The organism is Pseudomonas sp. PDM10, from assembly GCF_014852295.1.
GTDB lineage: Bacteria > Pseudomonadota > Gammaproteobacteria > Pseudomonadales > Pseudomonadaceae > Aquipseudomonas.
Window position 1 is genome coordinate 942,990 of the sequence record NZ_JACVBJ010000001.1, and the last position, 19,616, is coordinate 962,605.

Here is a 19,616-nt window from a genome sequence, read left to right on the forward strand (position 1 = left end):
TTCCGTCCACCTTCGCGAGCAGGCTCGCTCCTACAAGTTTCCCTAACAAATTCAAGAAAAACTGGAGACAGCAATGGCCGAAGCAAAAGTACTCAGTGGCGCCGGGCTCCGTGGCCAGGTTGCCGGGCAAACTGCACTGTCCACCGTGGGCCAGTCGGGCGCAGGCCTGACCTATCGTGGCTACGACGTTCGCGAACTGGCGGCTGACGCACAGTTCGAAGAAGTGGCCTACCTGCTGCTTTACGGTGAACTGCCGACCCAAACCCAACTCGCCGCTTACATCAGCAAACTGGGCAAGCTGCGCGACCTGCCGCAAGCGCTGAAAGAAGTGCTGGAACGCATCCCCGCCGACGCCCACCCGATGGACGTGATGCGCACCGGTTGCTCGTTCCTGGGCAACATCGAACCGGAGAAAGACTTCTGCGAACAACACGACGTGACCGACCGTTTGCTCGCCGCATTCCCGGCGATCATGTGCTACTGGTATCGCTTCAGCCATGACGGCAAACGCATCAGCTGCGTGAGCGACGAACAATCCATCGGCGGCCACTTCCTGCACCTGCTGCACGACAAGAAGCCGAGCGAGTTGCACGTCAAAGTGATGAACGTTTCGCTGATCCTCTACGCGGAGCACGAATTCAACGCCTCGACGTTCACCGCGCGGGTTTGCGCCTCGACCCTGTCGGACATGTATTCGTGCATCACGGCGGCCATCGGTTCGCTGCGCGGTCCGCTGCATGGCGGCGCCAACGAAGCGGCGATGGAAATGATCGAGCGCTTCAGCTCGCCGCAAGAGGCCGTCGAAGGCACCCTCGGCATGCTTGCGCGCAAGGACAAGATCATGGGCTTCGGTCACGCGATCTATAAGGACAACGATCCGCGCAACGAGGTGATCAAGGGCTGGTCGAAAAAACTCGCCGAGGAAGTGGGCGACACCGTGTTGTTCCCGGTATCCGAAGCCATCGACGCAACCATGTGGGAGCAGAAGAAACTGTTCCCGAACGCCGACTTCTACCATGCGTCGACGTACCACTTCATGGGCATCCCGACCAAGTTGTTCACCCCGATTTTCGTCTGCTCGCGCCTGACCGGCTGGGCGGCGCACGTGTTCGAACAACGTGCCAACAACCGCATCATCCGCCCGAGCGCCGAGTACGTCGGCGTCGAACAGCGCAAGTTCGTGCCAATCGAACAACGCTGAATGGTGAAGGCCGGCTGAACCGGGAACCTGTAGGAGCCGAGCCTGCTCGCGATGACGGACTGACATTCAACATCGATGTCGACTGATATACCGCTATCGCGAGCAAGCTCGGCTCCTACAGGGCACCGGTCTCAATTCAAATGCCAGGCCCCACCTTTTGAAATCACCGTGACCGAGTCCTGACGATGAATACTGAATTCCGTAAACCGCTGCCCGGCAGCCATCTGGATTACTTCGACGTCCGCGCGGCTGTCGAAGCCATCCAGCCCGGCGCCTACGACACTCTGCCGTACACCTCCCGCGTGCTGGCGGAAAACCTGGTGCGTCGCTGCGACCCGGCCACGCTCACCGAATCCCTGAAGCAATTCATCGAGCGCAAACGCGACCTCGACTTTCCATGGTTCCCGGCCCGCGTGGTGTGCCACGACATTCTCGGCCAGACCGCGCTGGTCGACCTCGCCGGCCTGCGTGACGCCATCGCTTTGCAAGGTGGCGACCCTGCGCAAGTGAACCCGGTGGTGCCGACGCAATTGATCGTCGATCACTCCCTGGCCGTCGAGCGCGGTGGTTTCGATCCGGAGGCGTTCGAGAAGAACCGCGCCATCGAAGACCGTCGCAACGAAGACCGTTTCCACTTCATCAACTGGACCAAAAAAGCCTTCAAGAACGTTGATGTGATCCCGCCGGGCAACGGCATCATGCACCAGATCAATCTGGAGAAAATGTCTCCGGTGATCCAGGTGCGCGACGGCGTGGCATTCCCCGACACGTGCGTCGGCACCGACAGCCACACTCCGCACGTCGATGCACTGGGCGTGATCGCCATCGGTGTCGGTGGCCTGGAAGCGGAAAGTGTAATGCTCGGCCGCGCGTCGTGGATGCGTCTGCCGGAAAGCGTCGGCGTTGAATTGACCGGCAAACTGCAACCGGGCATCACCGCCACCGACATGGTGCTGGCGCTGACCGAGTTCCTGCGTCAGCAAAAAGTCGTTGGCGCATGGCTGGAGTTCTTCGGCGAAGGCGCCTCCGCGTTGACGCTTGGCGACCGTGCGACCATTTCCAACATGGCCCCGGAATATGGCGCCACCGCCGCGATGTTCTACATCGATCAGCAGACCATCGACTACCTGAAACTCACCGGCCGTGAAGACGAGCAGGTGCAGTTGGTCGAGAACTATGCCAAGACCACAGGCCTGTGGGCTGACAGCTTGAAGAATGCGCAATACGAGCGTGGGTTGAGCTTTGACCTGTCCTCGGTAGTGCGCAACATGGCCGGCCCGAGCAACCCGCACGCACGCGTTGCGACCTCGGACCTTGCCGCCCAAGGTATCTCCGGTCAGTGGACCGAAGTGCCCGGTCAGATGCCGGACGGCGCGGTAATCATCGCCGCCATCACCAGTTGCACTAACACCAGCAACCCGCGCAACGTCATCGCCGCCGGCCTGCTGGCGCGCAATGCCAACAAGCTCGGGCTGACCCGCAAGCCGTGGGTCAAATCGTCCCTGGCGCCGGGTTCGAAAACCGTGGCGTTGTACCTGGATGAAGCCGGCCTGACCACCGAACTGGAGCAACTTGGCTTCGGCATCGTTGCCTTTGCTTGCACCACCTGCAACGGTATGTCCGGCGCGCTGGACCCGGTGATCCAGCAAGAGATAATTGACCGCGACCTGTACGCCACCGCTGTGCTGTCCGGTAACCGCAACTTCGATGGCCGGATCCACCCGTACGCCAAGAATGCGTTCCTTGCTTCGCCGCCATTGGTCGTGGCTTACGCCATTGCGGGCACCATCCGTTTCGACATCGAAAAAGATGTGCTGGGTGTGGTCGACGGCAAGGAAATCCGCCTCAAAGACATCTGGCCGAGCGACGAAGAAATCGACGCGGTGGTGAAAGCGTCGGTCAAGCCGGAGCAATTCCGTCAGGTCTACATTCCGATGTTCGCCATCCACGAAGACACCGGTCCGAAAGTGACGCCGCTGTACGACTGGCGCGAGATGAGCACCTACATCCGCCGTCCGCCGTACTGGGAAGGCGCGCTGGCCGGTGCTCGTCCGCTCAAGGGCATGCGCCCGCTGGCGGTGCTGCCGGACAACATCACCACCGATCACCTGTCGCCTTCAAACGCGATCATGCTCGACAGCGCCGCCGGCGAATACCTGGCGAAAATGGGCTTGCCGGAAGAGGACTTCAACTCTTACGCAACGCACCGCGGTGACCACTTGACCGCGCAACGCGCCACCTTCGCCAACCCGAAACTGTTCAATGAAATGGTTCAGGAAAACGGCAAGGTCAAGCAGGGTTCGCTGGCTCGCGTCGAGCCGGAAGGCAAAGTGATGCGCATGTGGGAAGCCATCGAAACCTACATGGAACGCAAGCAGCCGCTGATCATCATCGCCGGCGCCGACTACGGTCAGGGTTCGTCCCGCGACTGGGCGGCCAAAGGCGTGCGTCTGGCGGGTGTGGAAGCGATTGCAGCTGAAGGCTTCGAGCGCATTCACCGCACCAACCTGGTGGGAATGGGCGTGTTGCCGCTGGAATTCAAACCGGGCACCAACCGCAAGACATTGGGCATCGATGGCAGCGAAACCTACGACGTGATCGGCGAGCGCACCCCGCGTGCCGAGCTGACGCTGGTGATCAACCGCAAGAACGGCGAACGCGTCGAAGTGCCGGTGACCTGCCGCCTCGACACCGCCGAAGAAGTGTCGATCTATGAGGCCGGCGGCGTACTGCAACGCTTCGCTCAGGACTTCCTCGAAGAATCGGCGGTTGCCGTTTAACACGATGAGTTCGGGCGGGGCTATGCGGCCTCGCCTGATCCTAAAAGGAACATCATGGCTCACGCACCTCAAATTAGAATCCCCGCCACCTACATGCGCGGCGGCACCAGCAAAGGCGTGTTCTTCAGCCTGAAAGATCTGCCCGAAGCGGCACAGGTTCCAGGCCCGGCGCGCGATGCCTTGTTGCTGCGCGTGATCGGCAGCCCCGACCCGTACGACAAGCAAATCGACGGCATGGGCGGCGCGACCTCCAGCACCAGCAAAACCGTGATCCTGTCCAAAAGCATCAAGGCCGATCACGACGTCGATTACCTGTTTGGACAGGTGTCCATCGACAAGCCTTTCGTCGATTGGAGTGGCAACTGCGGCAATCTGTCGGCGGCGGTCGGTTCGTTTGCCATCAGCAATGGTTTGGTGGACGCCAGCCGCATCCCGCACAACGGCGTTGCCGTGGTTCGCGTGTGGCAGGCCAACATCGGCAAGACCATCATCGCCCACGTGCCGATCACCAATGGTGAAGTGCAGGAGACTGGTGATTTCGAACTCGACGGCGTGACCTTTCCGGCGGCTGAAGTGCAGGTCGAATTCATGGACCCTGCAGCGGAAGAAGAGGGCGGCGGCGGTTCGATGTTTCCTACCGGCAACCTGGTGGATGACCTCGAAGTGCCTGGCGTCGGAACTTTCAAGGCGACCATGATCAATGCCGGTATTCCGACGATTTTCGTTAATGCCGAAGACATCGGTTACACCGGCACCGAGCTGCAAGGCGCGATCAATAGCGATCCGAAAGCGTTGCTGATGTTTGAAACCATTCGGGCTTACGGCGCATTGCGCATGGGCCTGATCAAGGATCTGGACGATGCGGCCAAGCGTCAGCACACGCCCAAGGTTGCCTTTGTGGCCAAGCCTGCGGACTACGTTGCTTCGAGTGGCAAAGCGATTGCGGCGGCTGATGTCGATCTGCTGGTGCGGGCGTTGTCCATGGGCAAACTGCACCACGCGATGATGGGCACGGCGGCGGTGGCGATTGGTACGGCGGCGGCGATTTCCGGCACGCTGGTGAACCTTGCCGCGGGTGGTGTCGAACGCAATGCCGTGCGCTTTGGGCATCCGTCCGGCACCTTGCGTGTGGGGGCTGAAGCCAGCCTGGTGAACGGCGAGTGGACCGTGAACAAAGCCATCATGAGCCGCAGTGCGCGGGTGTTGATGGAAGGTTACGTCCGCGTGCCGGGCGATTCGTTCTGATCTGAAAATCACCCCTCACCCCAACCCTCCCGAAACGTCGGACCGCCCCAGTGGGGAGAGGGGGAAAGGGAGCAGATCTTCTTGCTTTTCAAGTCCTGAGTTCGACTCTATCTTTCAGGTCGCAGCGGATCGAAATACACCTCGGTCAGCCCCCTCTCCCCTCTGGGGAGAGGGTTGGGGTGAGGGGGGATCTACCTGAATAAATACAAAATCAAGCAGGCACCCCAGACCTGCAAAAATCAAAACCAAACCTGCCCCTGAGGAAGAACACCACCACTCAACAATCCTGAACTGGAGTGAATCGAACATGAGCACCAACGTCGACCAGAACAACCGCCCCGACTACGACACGGTCCTGCAGGACATTGCCGACTACGTCCTCAATTTCAAGATCCAGTCCGCCGAAGCCCTCGACACCGCACGCAACTGCCTGATGGACACGTTGGGTTGCGGCCTGCTGGCCCTGCGCTTCCCCGAATGCACCAAACACCTCGGCCCCATGGTGGAAGGCACCGTCGTCCCGTTTGGCGCGCGGGTCCCCGGTACCAGTTATCGCCTCGACCCGGTCAAGGCGGCGTGGGACATCGGCTGCATCGTGCGCTGGCTCGACTACAACGACACCTGGCTCGCCGCCGAGTGGGGCCATCCGTCCGATAACCTCGGCGGCATTCTCGCGGTGGCCGATCACTTGTCGCAAAAACGCCTGGCCAATGGCGACGCGCCGCTGACCGTTCGCGCGGTACTCGACGCCATGATCATGGCTCACGAAATCCAGGGCGTGATCGCGTTGGAAAACTCCTTCAATCGTGTAGGCCTGGATCACGTCATCCTGGTGAAAGTCGCCTCGACCGCGGTCACCGCCAAGCTGATGGGCGCCAATCGTGAGCAGTTGTTGTCGGCGTTGTCCCATGCGTTCGCCGACGGTCAGGCGCTGCGCACTTACCGTCATGCGCCGAATGCCGGATCGCGTAAATCCTGGGCGGCCGGCGACGCGTCCAGCCGTGGCGTGCGTCTGGCGGACATCGCCATGCGTGGCGAAATGGGCATCCCTGGCGTACTGACCGCGAAACAATGGGGCTTCTACGATGTGCTGTTCAGTCACACCAACAACGATCTGGCGCTCAAGCCCGAAGACAAACGCGCGTTCAGCTTCTCCCGGAAGTACGGCAGCTACGTGATGGAAAACGTGCTGTTCAAGATCAGTTTTCCCGCCGAGTTCCACGCGCAAACGGCCTGCGAAGCGGCAGTGACGTTGCATCCGCAAGTCAGAAATCGCCTGCACGAAATCGACAAAATCGTCATCACTACCCACGAATCGGCAATCCGCATCATCTCCAAGGTCGGCCCGCTGGCCAATGCGGCGGATCGTGACCATTGCATTCAGTACATGACAGCCGTGCCGCTGGCGTTCGGCAATCTGGTGGCCGAGCAGTACGAAGACGACTTCCACGCGGCGCATCCGATCATCGACGTGCTGCGCGAGAAAATGGTTATCGTCGAAGACCCGCGCTACACCCGCGAATACCTGGAGGCCGACAAACGCTCCATCGCCAATGCGATACAGGTGTTCTTCAAGGACGGCTCCAGCACCGAAAACGTGTTGGTGGAGTACCCGATCGGCCATCGCCGTCGCCGCTCCGACGGCATTGCGCTGCTGGAAGACAAGTTCAAGGCGAACCTGGCGACGCGCTTCAACGCCCAGCGCAGCGCCGAGATCTTTGCGTTGTGCAAGGACCAGGCGAAGCTTGAAGCCACACCGGTGAACAGGTTTGTGGATTTGTTTGTGATCTGACCGTCGCCTAGGGGTTTGTTTTTTTGCCGATGAGCCACTTCTCCACAGGCAATTTGGTGATCGCAAACCCCGTCAGCAAAATCGCCGAGTACATCATCAATTCCCGGGACACGGTTTGCCCCTCGTACCAGGCGCCGATGATCACTGCGAACACCGGAAAAATGATGAACACAAACGACAGAATGATCGGGCTCAGCCGCTTGAGCAGCAAAAAGTAAACGATAAACCCGCCCACCGACGCCACCAGCCCCAGATAGAGCAGGGCGCTCCACGAACGCGCGGTGATGCCATTGAACACCGGTGCTTCGACACTCAATCCGGCGACAAACAGCATCAGCCCGGCGATGCCGATTGGCAGCGTGTTGTAGGTGATGACGCTGATCGCCGTGCCGTGTTTTTTAGTCACCACGTAACACAGCGCATGCATCACCGCTGCGCAGAGGATGGCCAACACTCCGAACAATTCGGCATGGTCCAGATGCAGCCCCTGGCTGCGGATGATCATGAACAGACTGCCGAAACCGATGGCAATGCCCAGCACTTGCGAGGGGTAGATTTTTTCCCGCAGAAACAGCGCGCAAAACAACAGGATGAACACCGGCATGCAGCTGAACAACAGCGCCGTCAGACCCGATGACACGTGCATCTCGCCGTAGTTGAGCAAGTAGTACGGCAGGCTGAAATACGACAGCGTGACGAAGACAAAAAACCAACGGCTTTCCTTGGGAAACAGCAGCGGTTCACGACGTATCAGGGCGAAGCCGAGAAAGAGCGGGAAGGCGATGAGGAACCGCAGGCCGGCAGCGGTCAGCGGCGGCACGCTTTCAACGGCAATCTTGATCCCGAGCCACGTGGTGCCCCAGCTCAGGCACACGATCAGGAACAACACGCTGGTGATCAGGGCGGCCAGCCAGGGTTTCGTAGTGCGTGAAGGTGCGCTGATGGCTATGGACATGATCGGACTCCTTTTATGTTCGGAATTGACCTCCTTCTGCAAAAGGTCTATCCCTGATTGAACCTGTTTCAAGCACGCTATTCGGGGCTGGAATGACTGTCAAAACAAGTATTGCCATGGTGTCAATCCTGCGCGACGGCCTGGCGAACGGTCTGGGGGTGAAATACAAACGCCTCGCCGACGCGATCGAAAAAGGCATCGCTGAAGGGCTGATCGAGCCCGGCTGCAAATTGCCGCCTCATCGGCTGCTGGCGGATAGCCTCGGTGTGACCATCGGTACCGTCAGCCGCGCTTACGGTGAGCTCGAACGTGTGGGATTGGTGGTCGCTCGCGTAGGAGACGGCACCTATGTGCGTCAGCGTGGGATGGAACGGCCGCGGGACGGCGGCTTTCGCAATGTCAGCGATGAGCCGCAGGCGTTTTTCGACATGAGCCGCAATCAACCGATTCCGAGGCAGGAAGCGCTTTTTTTGAGTCAGAGCCTGCAAGCGTTGTCCCTTGATCCTGAGGCGTTGCAACACATCAGCGGTTACACCGTCGATGTCGGTTTGCCACGCTATCGTGCGGCAGGGGCGCACTGGCTCAGGCATAAAGAATTTGTCCCGAACGCCGAGCAGATCGTTTGCGTGAACGGCGGCCAGCACGGTCTGTTGTGTGCCTTGATGGGGTTGCTCAAGGCGGGTGATACGTTGGTGACAGAGCACCTGACCTACCCGGGGTTGATCAGCGTCGCACGCCAGCTCGGGATAAAACTGATCGGTGTCGGGATGGATGATGAAGGGCTGATGCCCAATGCCCTGGAGGAGGTTTGCCGCAACCATCGTGTGTCGGCGCTGTATTGCACACCGACGATCCAGAATCCTACGGCTGCAGTGATGTCCGTCGCACGGCGCGAGGCGATTGCAGAGAATTGTCGGCAGCACAATCTGTTGATCTTTGAAGACGAAGCCCACGCGGTATTGGCTCAACAGCGACCGTTACCCTTGAGCCATTTCGCCCCGGAGCGCTCGGTGCTGATCGGCAGCCTGAGCAAGGCGGTTTCGGCGGGTTTGCGGGTCGGTTACCTGCATGCGCCGCAACCGTTGATCGGACGTTTGAGCGCAGCGGTGCGCGGGACGTGCTGGATGGCCAGCCCGCTGTCGCTGGAGGTGGCGAGTCTGTGGATAGAAAACGGTAGGGCCGAGCAGTTGTTGAGCCAGCAGATTGCCGAGATTGGTCGGCGCAAGACGTTGGTCAGTGGTGTGCTGGAAGGCTTGGCGTACAAAACTCATTCCCATAGCCCGCACTTCTGGATTGAAGTGCCCGAGCCGTGGCGGGCCTCGCAGATTGCTGAGGAGCTCAAGGAGAATAATTATCGGGTGGCAACTGCTGAAGCGTTTGCGGTCGGACATGGGGCGGTGCCGCAGTTCATCAGGGCGAGTGTGTGTCATTCGACAGGGGATGATCGGTTGTTGCTTCAAGGGTTTGAAGCGTTGGCGGGGGCTTTGGCTGAGACCGAGTGATCGTTCATCGCGAGCAGGCTCACTCCCACAGTTGATCTCTGTCGTACATAAACTTTGTGTCCACTGGAGATCAACTGTGGGAGTGAGCCTGCTCGCGATAGCGGTATAGCGGGCTCTACAGCACTACTTGAACCGCCGCTCCACGCCTTTCTCCACCAGAATCTTCGCCGAAATCTCTTCCACCGAAAAATGCGTGGAATTGATGTGCGGAATGTTCTCGCGACGGAACAGATTCTCCACCTCACGCACTTCGAATTCGCACTGGGCGTAGCTCGAATAGCGGCTATTGGGCTTGCGCTCGTTGCGGATCGCGGTGAGGCGATCCGGGTCGATGGTCAGGCCGAACAGTTTGTGCTGATGGGCACGCAGGGTTGCTGGCAATTGCAGGCGTTCCATGTCGTCTTCGGTCAGCGGATAGTTGGCCGCGCGGATGCCAAATTGCATGGCCATGTACAGGCACGTCGGCGTCTTACCACAACGCGACACGCCCACTAGAATCAGGTCCGCCTTGTCGTAATAATGCGTGCGCGCACCGTCGTCGTTGTCGAGGGCGAAGTTCACTGCCTCGATCCGCTCCATGTAATTGGAGTTGCTGCCAATCGAGTGGGACTTGCCGACGGTGTAGGAAGAATGCTCGGTCAATTCCTGTTCAAGAGGCGCCAGAAAGGTCGAGAAAATGTCGATCATGAAACCATTGGACGTTGCGAGGATCTCACGGATGTCCTGGTTGACAATGGTGTCGAAGATGATCGGCCGAAAACCATCGTTTTCAGCGGCTTTGTTGATTTGTTGTACCATGAGCCGCGCTTTATCCGCGTTGTCGATGTACGGCTTCGTGAATTTGCTGAAGGTAATGTTTTCGAACTGCGCCAGGAGGCTTTGACCCAGGGTTTCGGCGGTAATGCCGGTACCATCGGAGATAAAGAAAGCAGATCGTTTCATTTGCACCTTGGGCCTTAAGCTAGTGACGAATCTTGGATATGATAGGCGCGATTTGCCGGCCGCCAGTGGCCTGCATTCTCACTTATTTTCCAGGTCCAGGCCATACAGCTGGCAAACGCTCCATAGAGCAGCCGGCTTCTGAGCTTTTCCAACACAGTTAGTGGAGAGATCACCTTGGTAGAGTACGTAGTTTCCCTCGATAAGCTCGGCGTCCATGATGTAGAGCACGTAGGGGGCAAGAACGCATCCCTGGGCGAGATGATCAGTAACCTTGCAGGTGCCGGTGTATCGGTGCCCGGTGGCTTTGCCACGACAGCTCAGGCTTATCGTGATTTTCTTGAGCTGAGCGGCCTGAACGATCAGATCCATGCCGCCCTCGACGCCCTGGACGTCGATGATGTCAATGCCCTGGCCAAGACCGGCGCCCAGATCCGTCAATGGATCATGGAAGCCGAGTTCCCCGAGAAGCTCAACGCCGAAATCCGCACCGCGTTCGCCACGCTGTCGGCCGGCAACCCTGACATGGCCGTGGCCGTGCGCTCTTCCGCTACCGCCGAAGACCTGCCGGACGCTTCCTTTGCCGGTCAGCAGGAAACCTTCCTGAACATCCGTGGTGTCGAAAACGTTATTCGCGCCGCCAAAGAGGTGTTCGCTTCGCTGTTCAACGACCGCGCGATTTCCTACCGCGTCCACCAGGGCTTCGACCACAAGCTGGTTGCCCTGTCGGCCGGCGTGCAGCGCATGGTCCGCTCCGAAACCGGCACCGCCGGCGTGATGTTCACCCTCGATACCGAATCGGGCTTCCGTGACGTGGTGTTCATCACCGGCGCCTACGGCCTGGGTGAAACCGTCGTACAAGGCGCGGTGAACCCGGATGAGTTCTACGTCCACAAAGGAACGCTGGCAGCCGGTCGTCCGGCCATCCTGCGTCGCAACCTGGGCAGCAAAGCCATCAAGATGATCTACGGCGAAATCGCCACGGCCGGTAAATCGGTCAAGACCATCGACGTCGACAAGGCTGATCGCGCACGTTTCTGCCTGACCGACGCCGAAGTCAGCGAACTGGCCAAGCAAGCGATGATCATCGAGAAGCACTACAAGTGCCCGATGGACATCGAATGGGCCAAAGACGGCGACGACGGCAAGCTCTACATCGTTCAGGCCCGTCCTGAAACCGTGAAGAGCCGCACCCAGGCCAACGTCATGGAACGTTACCTGTTGAAAGAAACCGGCACCGTGCTGGTTGAAGGTCGCGCCATCGGCCAGCGCATCGGCGCCGGCAAGGTCCGCATCATCAAGGACGTGTCCGAGATGGACAAAGTCCAGCCAGGCGACGTTCTGGTCTCCGACATGACCGACCCGGACTGGGAACCGGTCATGAAGCGCGCCAGCGCCATTGTCACCAACCGTGGCGGCCGTACTTGCCACGCGGCGATCATCGCTCGCGAGCTGGGCATCCCCGCCGTGGTCGGTTGCGGCAACGCCACCCAGCTGTTGATAGAAGGCCAGGGCGTGACCGTTTCCTGCGCTGAAGGCGACACCGGTTACATCTTCGAAGGCGAACTGGGCTTCGACATCAAGAAAAACTCCGTCGATGCCATGCCTGATCTGCCGTTCAAGATCATGATGAACGTCGGCAACCCGGATCGCGCCTTCGACTTCGCGCAACTGCCGAACGCCGGTGTGGGCCTGGCCCGTCTGGAGTTCATCATCAACCGCATGATCGGTGTTCACCCGAAAGCGCTGCTGAACTACGCAGGGTTGCCGCAGGACATCAAGGACAGCGTCGACAAGCGCATCGCCGGTTACGACGATCCGGTTGGCTTCTATGTCGAGAAGCTGGTTGAAGGCATCAGCACCCTGGCCGCTGCGTTCACCCCGAAAAAGGTCATCGTGCGTCTGTCGGACTTCAAGTCCAACGAATACGCCAACCTGATCGGTGGCAAGCTCTACGAGCCGGAAGAAGAAAACCCGATGCTGGGCTTCCGTGGCGCTTCGCGTTACATCAGCGAATCGTTCCGTGACTGCTTCGAACTCGAATGCCGCGCCCTCAAGCGTGTGCGCAACGAGATGGGGCTGACCAACGTCGAAATCATGGTGCCATTCGTCCGTACCCTCGGCGAAGCCAGCCAGGTCATCGACCTGTTGGCGGAGAACGGTCTGAAGCGCGGCGAAAACGGTCTGCGCATCATCATGATGTGCGAACTGCCGTCCAACGCGATCCTCGCTGAAGAATTCCTCGAGTTCTTCGACGGCTTCTCCATCGGTTCCAACGACCTGACCCAGCTGACCCTGGGCCTGGACCGTGACTCCGGGATCATCGCGCACCTGTTTGACGAGCGTAATCCGGCGGTCAAGAAGCTGTTGGCCAACGCGATTCAGGCCTGCAACAAGGCTGGCAAGTACATCGGCATTTGCGGTCAGGGTCCTTCGGACCACCCTGATCTGGCCAAATGGCTGATGGAGCAGGGCATCGAAAGCGTTTCGTTGAACCCCGATTCCGTACTGGAAACCTGGTTCTTCCTGGCTGAAGGTCAGGCTCCGGCTTGATGGTGTGAGTGAAAGGGCCGCTCACTGTAGGAGCAAGGCTTGCCCGCGATGGCGTCTACAAAATCGCCATCGCCAGCAAACTGTGCTCCTACAGGGGGTAGTCGTTTTCTGAGATTGAAGTAGGGCGGGCTCCTCTGGATGCCGCCCTTTTTTGTGCAAGAGCATTATGCAAAGCAGCAGCAACCTATTTCCTGTCGCCCTGATCAGCGCCGAGCGGCGCGGCGATCTGAGCGAAGACGTCTATCGTCTGAAACCCGGCAACAGCCCTGACGGCACCGTCGAACTGGCCGTGACGCGCCTGGGCATGGCGGATGGCTCAGACGCGCGTGGCGTTCCGGTTATTTTGCTTCACGGCAGCTTTTCCAATCGCCGGTTCTGGTTTTCCCCGAAGGGGCTTGGACTGGGCGCCTACCTGACGCGTCTGGGATTCGATGTATGGATTCCCGAAATGCGTGGTCACGGCCTGTCCCAGCGTAACCAGAACTACCGCAAGAACCGTGTTGCCGACTACGCCCGTTACGATTTACCGGCCATTGGCGCGTTCGTGCGCGAGCAGAGCGGCCAGATCCCGCACTGGATCGGTCACTCGCTGGGCGGGATTACCCTGGCAGCGGCATTGGGTGGTGAGTACATCGGCGAGCCGGTAGTGGCTTCCGCAGCGTTTTTCGGCACTCAAATCAGCCGCACCTATTGGCCGTTGAAAATTCCCCCGGTGGAGTGGAGCGGGCGTTTCATTCTTAAACGCTTTGCCCAGTTGTCCGGTTCACGGCTCAAGCGCGGCCCGGAGGATGAGCCCATTGGCCTGGCCCTGGAAAGCATGCGCTGGTATGGCCTGTTCGGGCGCTTTGGCGATGCCGACAAGGATTGGTGGGCCGGATTGGCCGACGTTCAGTTACCGGTATTGGCCGTGAGTGCCGCCGGTGACCATCAGGACCCAACCTGGGCTTGTCGCAAGCTATTTGATCAGGTGGGTTCTGAGCATAAGCAATTCATCAGCCTGGGTCGCGAGCAGGGCTTTGGCGATAATTTCGGTCATGTAGAGATGCTCGTCAGCAAGTCTGCGCAGACTGAAGTCTGGCCGCTGGTGGCGCGCTGGTTGGCAGATCAGCAAACGCCATTGCTGGGTGGAAAACCGGGTCTGGCTGCGGCGGTATGAGCCTGATGCTCTAACAAGGGCATTTCGCTCCGTTCGGCTTGCGGCTAAGATATGACGCATTGAGCTTTTCTGGTCACTTTGCGACATCCTCGATTGTCTTCCTCTCTACAGGAGTTTCTCGATGAACCATTACATCACGCCTGACCTTTGCGACGCCTATCCGGAGCTGGTGCAGGTGCTGGAGCCGATGTTCAACAATTTCGGCGGCCGTGATTCTTTCGGTGGCGAAATCGTGACCATCAAATGTTTCGAAGACAATTCGCGGGTCAAGGAGCAGGTCGAGCTGAAGGGGAATGGCAAGGTGCTGGTGGTCGACGGCGGCGGTTCCCTGCGTCATGCGTTGCTGGGTGACATGTTGGCCGAGAAAGCCGCTAAAAACGGCTGGGAAGGGCTGGTGATCTACGGTTGCATCCGCGACGTAGATATCATCGCGCAGACCGATCTGGGCGTTCAGGCCCTGGCCAGCCACCCGAGGAAATCCGACCGGCGCGGGCTCGGCGATCTCAACGTTGCGGTCACTTTTGCCGGTGTGACGTTCCACCCGGGCCACTACATCTATGCGGACAATAACGGCGTGATCATTTCGCCAAGCCCGCTGAAAATGCCTGAATAAAGCGCTGCACCAACAAAGGGGTGAGGATGTTCGAGGAAGAAAACGCGCAGTGGGGGCTGGTGCATGCCCTGGTGCTGGACGGTAAAGGCAGTGCGCGTTCGATAGCCCGGACTGAACTCGATGACTTGCAGCTGCAGGCCCATGAAAGCCTGTGGCTGCACTGGGATCGCAGTCACCCGCAAACCCAGACCTGGTTGCGACAATCCAGCGGTCTGAGCGAATTCAGCTGTGATCTTTTACTTGAAGAAAACACCCGTCCGCGTCTTGTACAGCTTTCGGACAGCGAACTGCTGCTATTTTTGCGTGGGGTCAACCTGAACCCGGGCGCCGAGCCGGAAGACATGGTCTCGGTGCGGATCTTCGCGTCGGCCCAGCGGGTCATTTCCCTGCGTTTGCGTCCGTTGCGCGCCACCGATGAGTTGCTGCTGCAGCTCGCCGAAGGCAAAGGACCGAAAACGGCGTCAGAACTCATCCTTTATATGGCGCAATACCTCACCCACAAGGTGCAGGATCTGGTCAGCTGCCTCTCGGAAGTCGTCGATGAGGAAGAAGAAAAGCTGGATGCCGACGAACGGTATACACCCGAGCACGGAGCCGTTTTACAGATCCGGCGAAGGGCTGCTGCGTTGAAGCGCTTTCTCGCTCCGCAACGGGACATTTTCGGTCAGCTGACACGGATAAAACTGCCTTGGTTTGTCGAAGATGATGGCGATTACTGGAACGAATTGAATAACAGCCTGACCCGATATCTGGAGGAGCTGGAATTGACCCGGGAGCGGGTGGGGTTGGTCCTCGAGGCCGAAGACAGACGTTTGAGCGTGCGAATGAATCGCACGATGTACCGCTTCGGGATCATCACCGGGATCTTTTTGCCGATGAGTTTTCTGACGGGTCTTCTGGGCATCAATGTCGGCGGGATTCCGTTCTCTGCAAGCCCCTATGGCTTCCTGATCGCGTGCCTGATGATGGTCTCGGTGGCGCTGGGGCAGTGGTGGTTATTCCGACGTTTGCGCTGGGTCTGAGGGTGAGCGATGTGACCCGAGCAAATTTGACCGCGTCTTTCACAGACATCACGAGAGGTGCGTATGCACGATCCGTTTGAACAGTCTTTGCGTGACATGCTCAAGGCATCACCGTCCACCCGGGACGACGATGCGTGCCTTGGGCGTGTACTGAAAACCGCCAACCGCCAGGTCGGCGCCGGTGATCTGTTCAGCCTGCTGGGCCGTTGGTTGCCCGCGTTGATGATCGCCCTGAATAACGGATCGGCCCATGTCGCTCCGGTTTCCCGTCACCGTAAACCTACCGTTCGCACTGCTGATAAGGCTGATTGAATATGGAACTTGATCTCTGGACTCAGAGCCTCGTCACTGCAATGACTGCGTTATGGACCAAGGTTGCAAATTTCATCCCGAACCTGTTCGGCGCACTGGTTGTGCTGCTGTTGGGTTTCGTCGTTGCGAAACTTTTGGACACTTTGCTGTCTAAGTTGCTCGCCAAGCTGGGGCTCGATCGCCTGATGGGCGGCACCGGACTGACCAAATTGCTGTCCCGGGCCGGCCTTCAAGTGCCTATCTCGACCTTGATTGGCAAGATTGTCTATTGGTTCGTTCTGCTGATTTTCCTGGTTTCTGCCGCAGAATCCCTTGGGCTTGAGCGAGTTTCGGCTACGCTTGATATGCTTGCGCTGTATGTGCCGAAAGTATTTGGCGCCGCGCTGGTGCTGCTGGTGGGTGTTTTACTCGCGCAATTGGCCAATGGGCTGGTGCGAGGTGCAGCAGAGGGTGTAGGGCTGGATTATGCTGCGGGCCTGGGGAGAATTGCCCAGGGCCTGGTGATTATCATCAGTATTTCGGTCGCAATCAGCCAGTTGGAGGTCAAGACTGACCTGCTCAACCACGTGATTGTGATAGTTTTGATTACCGTTGGTCTGGCGGTTGCGCTGGCCATGGGATTGGGAAGCCGGGAAATTGCCGGTCAGATTCTTGCGGGAATCTATGTGCGGGAGTTGTATCAGGTTGGGCAACAAGTGCGTGTTGGCGAGGTCGAAGGTCAGATCGAAGAGATCGGCACGGTTAAAACCACATTGCTGACCGATGAGGGGGAGCTAGTCTCTCTTTCCAATCGGATTCTCCTGGAACAGCATGTGAGTAGCCGCTAACCCGGCAAACCCTGCTAATGTATGCCGCCGCAAAAATACCCTGAAAGGGTTGCGGCGGACATTGACCTGACTGTCGGCCCGACTTGTTTTGAATAAAGCTCAATCGCTGTCCACGCGCTACGACCCCCGCGAGCTCTCTGATGAGGAGTTGGTCGCGCGCTCGCATACCGAGCTGTTTCACGTAACGCGCGCTTATGAAGAACTGATGCGGCGTTACCAGCGAACATTATTTAACGTCTGTGCGCGGTATCTTGGGAACGATCGCGACGCAGACGATGTCTGTCAGGAAGTGATGTTGAAGGTGCTGTATGGCCTGAAGAACTTCGAGGGCAAATCGAAGTTCAAGACGTGGCTATACAGCATCACGTACAACGAGTGCATCACGCAGTATCGGAAAGAACGGCGAAAGCGTCGCTTGATGGATGCTTTGAGTCTGGACCCCCTCGAGGAAGCGTCTGAAGAAAAGGCGCCGAAACCTGAGGACAAGGGTGGACTTGATCGCTGGTTAGTGTATGTGAACCCGATTGACCGTGAAATTCTGGTGCTACGATTTGTCGCAGAGCTGGAATTTCAAGAGATCGCGGATATCATGCACATGGGTTTGAGTGCGACAAAAATGCGTTACAAACGTGCTCTAGATAAATTGCGTGAGAAATTTGCAGGCATTGCTGAAACTTAGTTCGGCGCAAATATCTCTTACGTGTAGGCAAGTTCTGATAGACTTGCCGCCGAGTTGTCCCCCGGTTTGCGGGACTGCTTCACAATCACCAGATGGGGATTTAACGGATGAAACTGAAAAACACCTTGGGCTTGGCCATTGGTTCTTTGATTGCCGCCACTACGTTCGGCGCACTGGCACAAGGCCAAGGCGCAGTTGAAATCGAAGGCTTCGCCAAGAAAGAACAGTACGACAGCGATCGTGACTTCAAAAACAATGGCAACCTGTTTGGCGCTTCCGTAGGCTACTTCATCACCGACGACGTTGAACTGCGTCTGGCTTACGACGAAGTGCACAACGTGCGTTCCGATGACGGTCGTAACGTTAAGGGCGCTGATACCGCTCTGGACGCTCTGTACCACTTCAACAACCCAGGCGACATGATCCGTCCATACGTTTCTGCCGGTTTCTCGGACCAGAGCATTGGCCAGAACGGCGGTGGCGGTCGTAACCGTTCCACCTTCGCCAACGTTGGCGGCGGTGCCAAGCTGTACTTCACCGATAACTTCTACGCCCGTGCTGGCGTTGAAGCTCAATACAACATCGACCAGGGCGACACCGAGTGGGCTCCAAGCGTCGGTATCGGTGTGAACTTCGGTGGCGGCTCCAAGCCTGCTGCTGCTCCAGTTCCAGCACCAGCTGAAGTCTGCTCCGACAGCGACAACGATGGCGTTTGCGACAACGTTGACAAGTGCCCGGACACCCCAGCCAACGTAACTGTTGACGCTGATGGCTGCCCAGCAGTTGCTGAAGTTGTTCGTGTTGAGCTGGACGTGAAGTTCGACTTCGACAAGTCGGTAGTCAAGCCTAACAGCTACGGCGACATCAAAAACCTCGCTGACTTCATGAAACAGTACCCATCCACCACTACTACTGTTGAAGGTCACACTGACTCCGTCGGTCCTGACGCTTACAACCAGAAACTGTCCGAGCGTCGTGCAAACGCCGTTAAGCAAGTTCTGACCAACCAGTACGGTGTTGAATCGTCCCGCGTTCAGTCTGTTGGCTACGGCGAATCCCGCCCAGTTGCTGACAACAAAACTGAAGCTGGTCGCGCTGTAAACCGTCGCGTAGAAGCGCAGGTTGAAGCTCCAGCTAAGTAATTAGCTCGCAGCTCTGAAAAGCCCGGCTTAGGCCGGGCTTTTCTTTGTCTGCGATTTGGGTTTTAGCGGGGGATTTGCGTTGCGGTGAAAAGATCGTCCGAAACGCGGCCCGAACCTTCGACAGCTCCTACAGGTTGAACGCAGAAGCTGTGTAGGAGCTGCCGCAGGCTGCGATCTTTTGGCTTTCTTTGCAGGCCGCGACCGCTCCAATCACCAGGATGGCCGGGCTTTTCAACTCAAAGGCGTAGGCATCTTCTTCCATCGCAGTCAGATCGCTCCGACATTCCCGTTGGTGTGGCAGGGAAGCGTTTTCAATCATTGCCACCGGAGTATCCGCCGCCATTCCTCCGGCGAGCAGTTGCTCGCGAATCTCGCTCAGTTTTGCGACACCCATATACACCACCAGCGTCGTACCACCTTGGGCCAGGGCTTGCCAGTTCAGGCTGCTGCCATCCTGAGTGTGGGCGGTGACCAGCGTCACGCCACGCGCAACACCCCGCAGGGTCAACGGAATATCGCATTGCGTTGCACCGGCAAGCCCGGCGGTGATGCCGTTGACCAGTTCCACTTCGACCCCCTGTTCACGCAGCCACTGCGCCTCTTCGCCGCCCCGGCCAAAAATGCACGGATCACCGCCCTTGAGGCGCACCACGCATTTTCCGTGGCGGGCATAACGAAGCATCAGGCGATGAATGAATGCCTGAGGTGTGGAGCGACAGCCGCCGCGCTTGCCCACGGGAATGATTCGCGCCTGCGGGCAATGCTCCAGCACCGCGTCGTTGACCAGGTCATCGATCAGCACCACATCCGCTTCGCTCAACGCTCGCACGGCCTTGAGGGTCAACAATTCCGGATCGCCAGGACCCGCACCCACCAGCCAGACTTTTGCGCTCATAGT

The 19,616-nt window shown here is 58.5% G+C and carries 16 protein-coding genes; 13 read left to right on the top strand and 3 right to left on the bottom strand.

Going from position 1 to position 19,616, the window contains the following annotated elements:
- Nucleotides 1-73 precede the first annotated feature (73 nt).
- The 4 genes from prpC to prpD all read left to right on the top strand — a co-directional run bounded on the left by prpC (nucleotide 74) and on the right by prpD (nucleotide 7,018).
- Entirely contained in the window at nucleotides 74-1,201 is a 1,128-nt protein-coding gene (gene prpC / locus IB252_RS04470) for a 2-methylcitrate synthase (RefSeq protein ID WP_111450650.1), read from the top strand.
- A 185-nt stretch (nucleotides 1,202-1,386) separates the two neighbouring features.
- On the top strand, nucleotides 1,387-3,981 hold the full coding sequence (acnD, locus tag IB252_RS04475; protein WP_192407052.1) for a Fe/S-dependent 2-methylisocitrate dehydratase AcnD: 2,595 nt from the start codon (nucleotides 1,387-1,389) through the stop codon (nucleotides 3,979-3,981).
- 54 nt (nucleotides 3,982-4,035) lie between these two features.
- Nucleotides 4,036-5,226 carry a 2-methylaconitate cis-trans isomerase PrpF gene (prpF, locus tag IB252_RS04480; RefSeq protein ID WP_192407054.1) on the top strand — a complete coding sequence of 397 codons (1,191 nt, stop codon included), beginning with the start codon at nucleotides 4,036-4,038 and terminating at the stop codon, nucleotides 5,224-5,226.
- A 307-nt stretch (nucleotides 5,227-5,533) separates the two neighbouring features.
- A complete protein-coding gene (gene prpD, locus IB252_RS04485) occupies nucleotides 5,534-7,018 on the top strand; it encodes a 2-methylcitrate dehydratase (RefSeq protein ID WP_111450647.1) in 1,485 nt (494 codons plus the stop codon).
- A 7-nt stretch (nucleotides 7,019-7,025) separates the two neighbouring features.
- Here prpD and IB252_RS04490 read toward each other — a convergent pair whose 3' ends face one another.
- Nucleotides 7,026-7,928: a DMT family transporter gene (locus tag IB252_RS04490; protein ID WP_192407582.1), complete on the bottom strand. Its 903-nt coding sequence runs from the start codon at nucleotides 7,926-7,928 to the stop codon at nucleotides 7,026-7,028.
- A 137-nt stretch (nucleotides 7,929-8,065) separates the two neighbouring features.
- Here IB252_RS04490 and IB252_RS04495 point away from each other — a divergent pair, with 137 nt between their 5' ends.
- Complete coding sequence (locus IB252_RS04495; protein WP_192407056.1) at nucleotides 8,066-9,475, top strand: PLP-dependent aminotransferase family protein; 1,410 nt, start codon at nucleotides 8,066-8,068, stop codon at nucleotides 9,473-9,475.
- 123 nt (nucleotides 9,476-9,598) lie between these two features.
- Here IB252_RS04495 and IB252_RS04500 read toward each other — a convergent pair whose 3' ends face one another.
- Nucleotides 9,599-10,417 (bottom strand): pyruvate, water dikinase regulatory protein, encoded by an 819-nt coding sequence (locus IB252_RS04500; protein WP_111450644.1) that lies wholly within the window; start codon nucleotides 10,415-10,417, stop codon nucleotides 9,599-9,601.
- Nucleotides 10,418-10,591: 174 nt separating this feature from the next.
- Between IB252_RS04500 and ppsA the strand changes: the two genes are divergently transcribed.
- The 8 genes from ppsA to IB252_RS04540 all read left to right on the top strand — a co-directional run bounded on the left by ppsA (nucleotide 10,592) and on the right by IB252_RS04540 (nucleotide 18,718).
- Nucleotides 10,592-12,967, top strand: a complete 2,376-nt coding sequence (ppsA, locus tag IB252_RS04505) for a phosphoenolpyruvate synthase (RefSeq protein WP_192407058.1) — start codon at nucleotides 10,592-10,594, stop codon at nucleotides 12,965-12,967.
- Nucleotides 12,968-13,133: 166 nt separating this feature from the next.
- Nucleotides 13,134-14,123, top strand: coding sequence for an alpha/beta fold hydrolase (locus IB252_RS04510; RefSeq protein WP_111450642.1), 990 nt, complete (start codon nucleotides 13,134-13,136; stop codon nucleotides 14,121-14,123).
- A gap of 121 nt (nucleotides 14,124-14,244) precedes the next feature.
- Nucleotides 14,245-14,736 carry a ribonuclease E activity regulator RraA gene (gene rraA, locus IB252_RS04515; protein ID WP_111450641.1) on the top strand — a complete coding sequence of 164 codons (492 nt, stop codon included), beginning with the start codon at nucleotides 14,245-14,247 and terminating at the stop codon, nucleotides 14,734-14,736.
- Nucleotides 14,737-14,762: 26 nt separating this feature from the next.
- Nucleotides 14,763-15,758 (top strand): zinc transporter ZntB, encoded by a 996-nt coding sequence (locus tag IB252_RS04520; RefSeq protein WP_192407060.1) that lies wholly within the window; start codon nucleotides 14,763-14,765, stop codon nucleotides 15,756-15,758.
- Nucleotides 15,759-15,821: 63 nt separating this feature from the next.
- Nucleotides 15,822-16,070, top strand: a complete 249-nt coding sequence (locus IB252_RS04525) for a hypothetical protein (RefSeq protein WP_008146303.1) — start codon at nucleotides 15,822-15,824, stop codon at nucleotides 16,068-16,070.
- Between the two features lie 2 nt (nucleotides 16,071-16,072).
- Complete coding sequence (locus tag IB252_RS04530; protein WP_046053154.1) at nucleotides 16,073-16,897, top strand: mechanosensitive ion channel family protein; 825 nt, start codon at nucleotides 16,073-16,075, stop codon at nucleotides 16,895-16,897.
- Between the two features lie 88 nt (nucleotides 16,898-16,985).
- Complete coding sequence (sigX, locus tag IB252_RS04535) at nucleotides 16,986-17,576, top strand: RNA polymerase sigma factor SigX (protein ID WP_008146300.1); 591 nt, start codon at nucleotides 16,986-16,988, stop codon at nucleotides 17,574-17,576.
- A 107-nt stretch (nucleotides 17,577-17,683) separates the two neighbouring features.
- On the top strand, nucleotides 17,684-18,718 hold the full coding sequence (locus tag IB252_RS04540; protein WP_111450639.1) for an OmpA family protein: 1,035 nt from the start codon (nucleotides 17,684-17,686) through the stop codon (nucleotides 18,716-18,718).
- A 127-nt stretch (nucleotides 18,719-18,845) separates the two neighbouring features.
- Here the strand turns inward: IB252_RS04540 and cobA are convergent, their stop codons facing one another.
- Nucleotides 18,846-19,613, bottom strand: coding sequence for a uroporphyrinogen-III C-methyltransferase (cobA, locus tag IB252_RS04545; RefSeq protein WP_192407062.1), 768 nt, complete (start codon nucleotides 19,611-19,613; stop codon nucleotides 18,846-18,848).
- Between the last annotated feature and the right edge of the window lie 3 nt (nucleotides 19,614-19,616).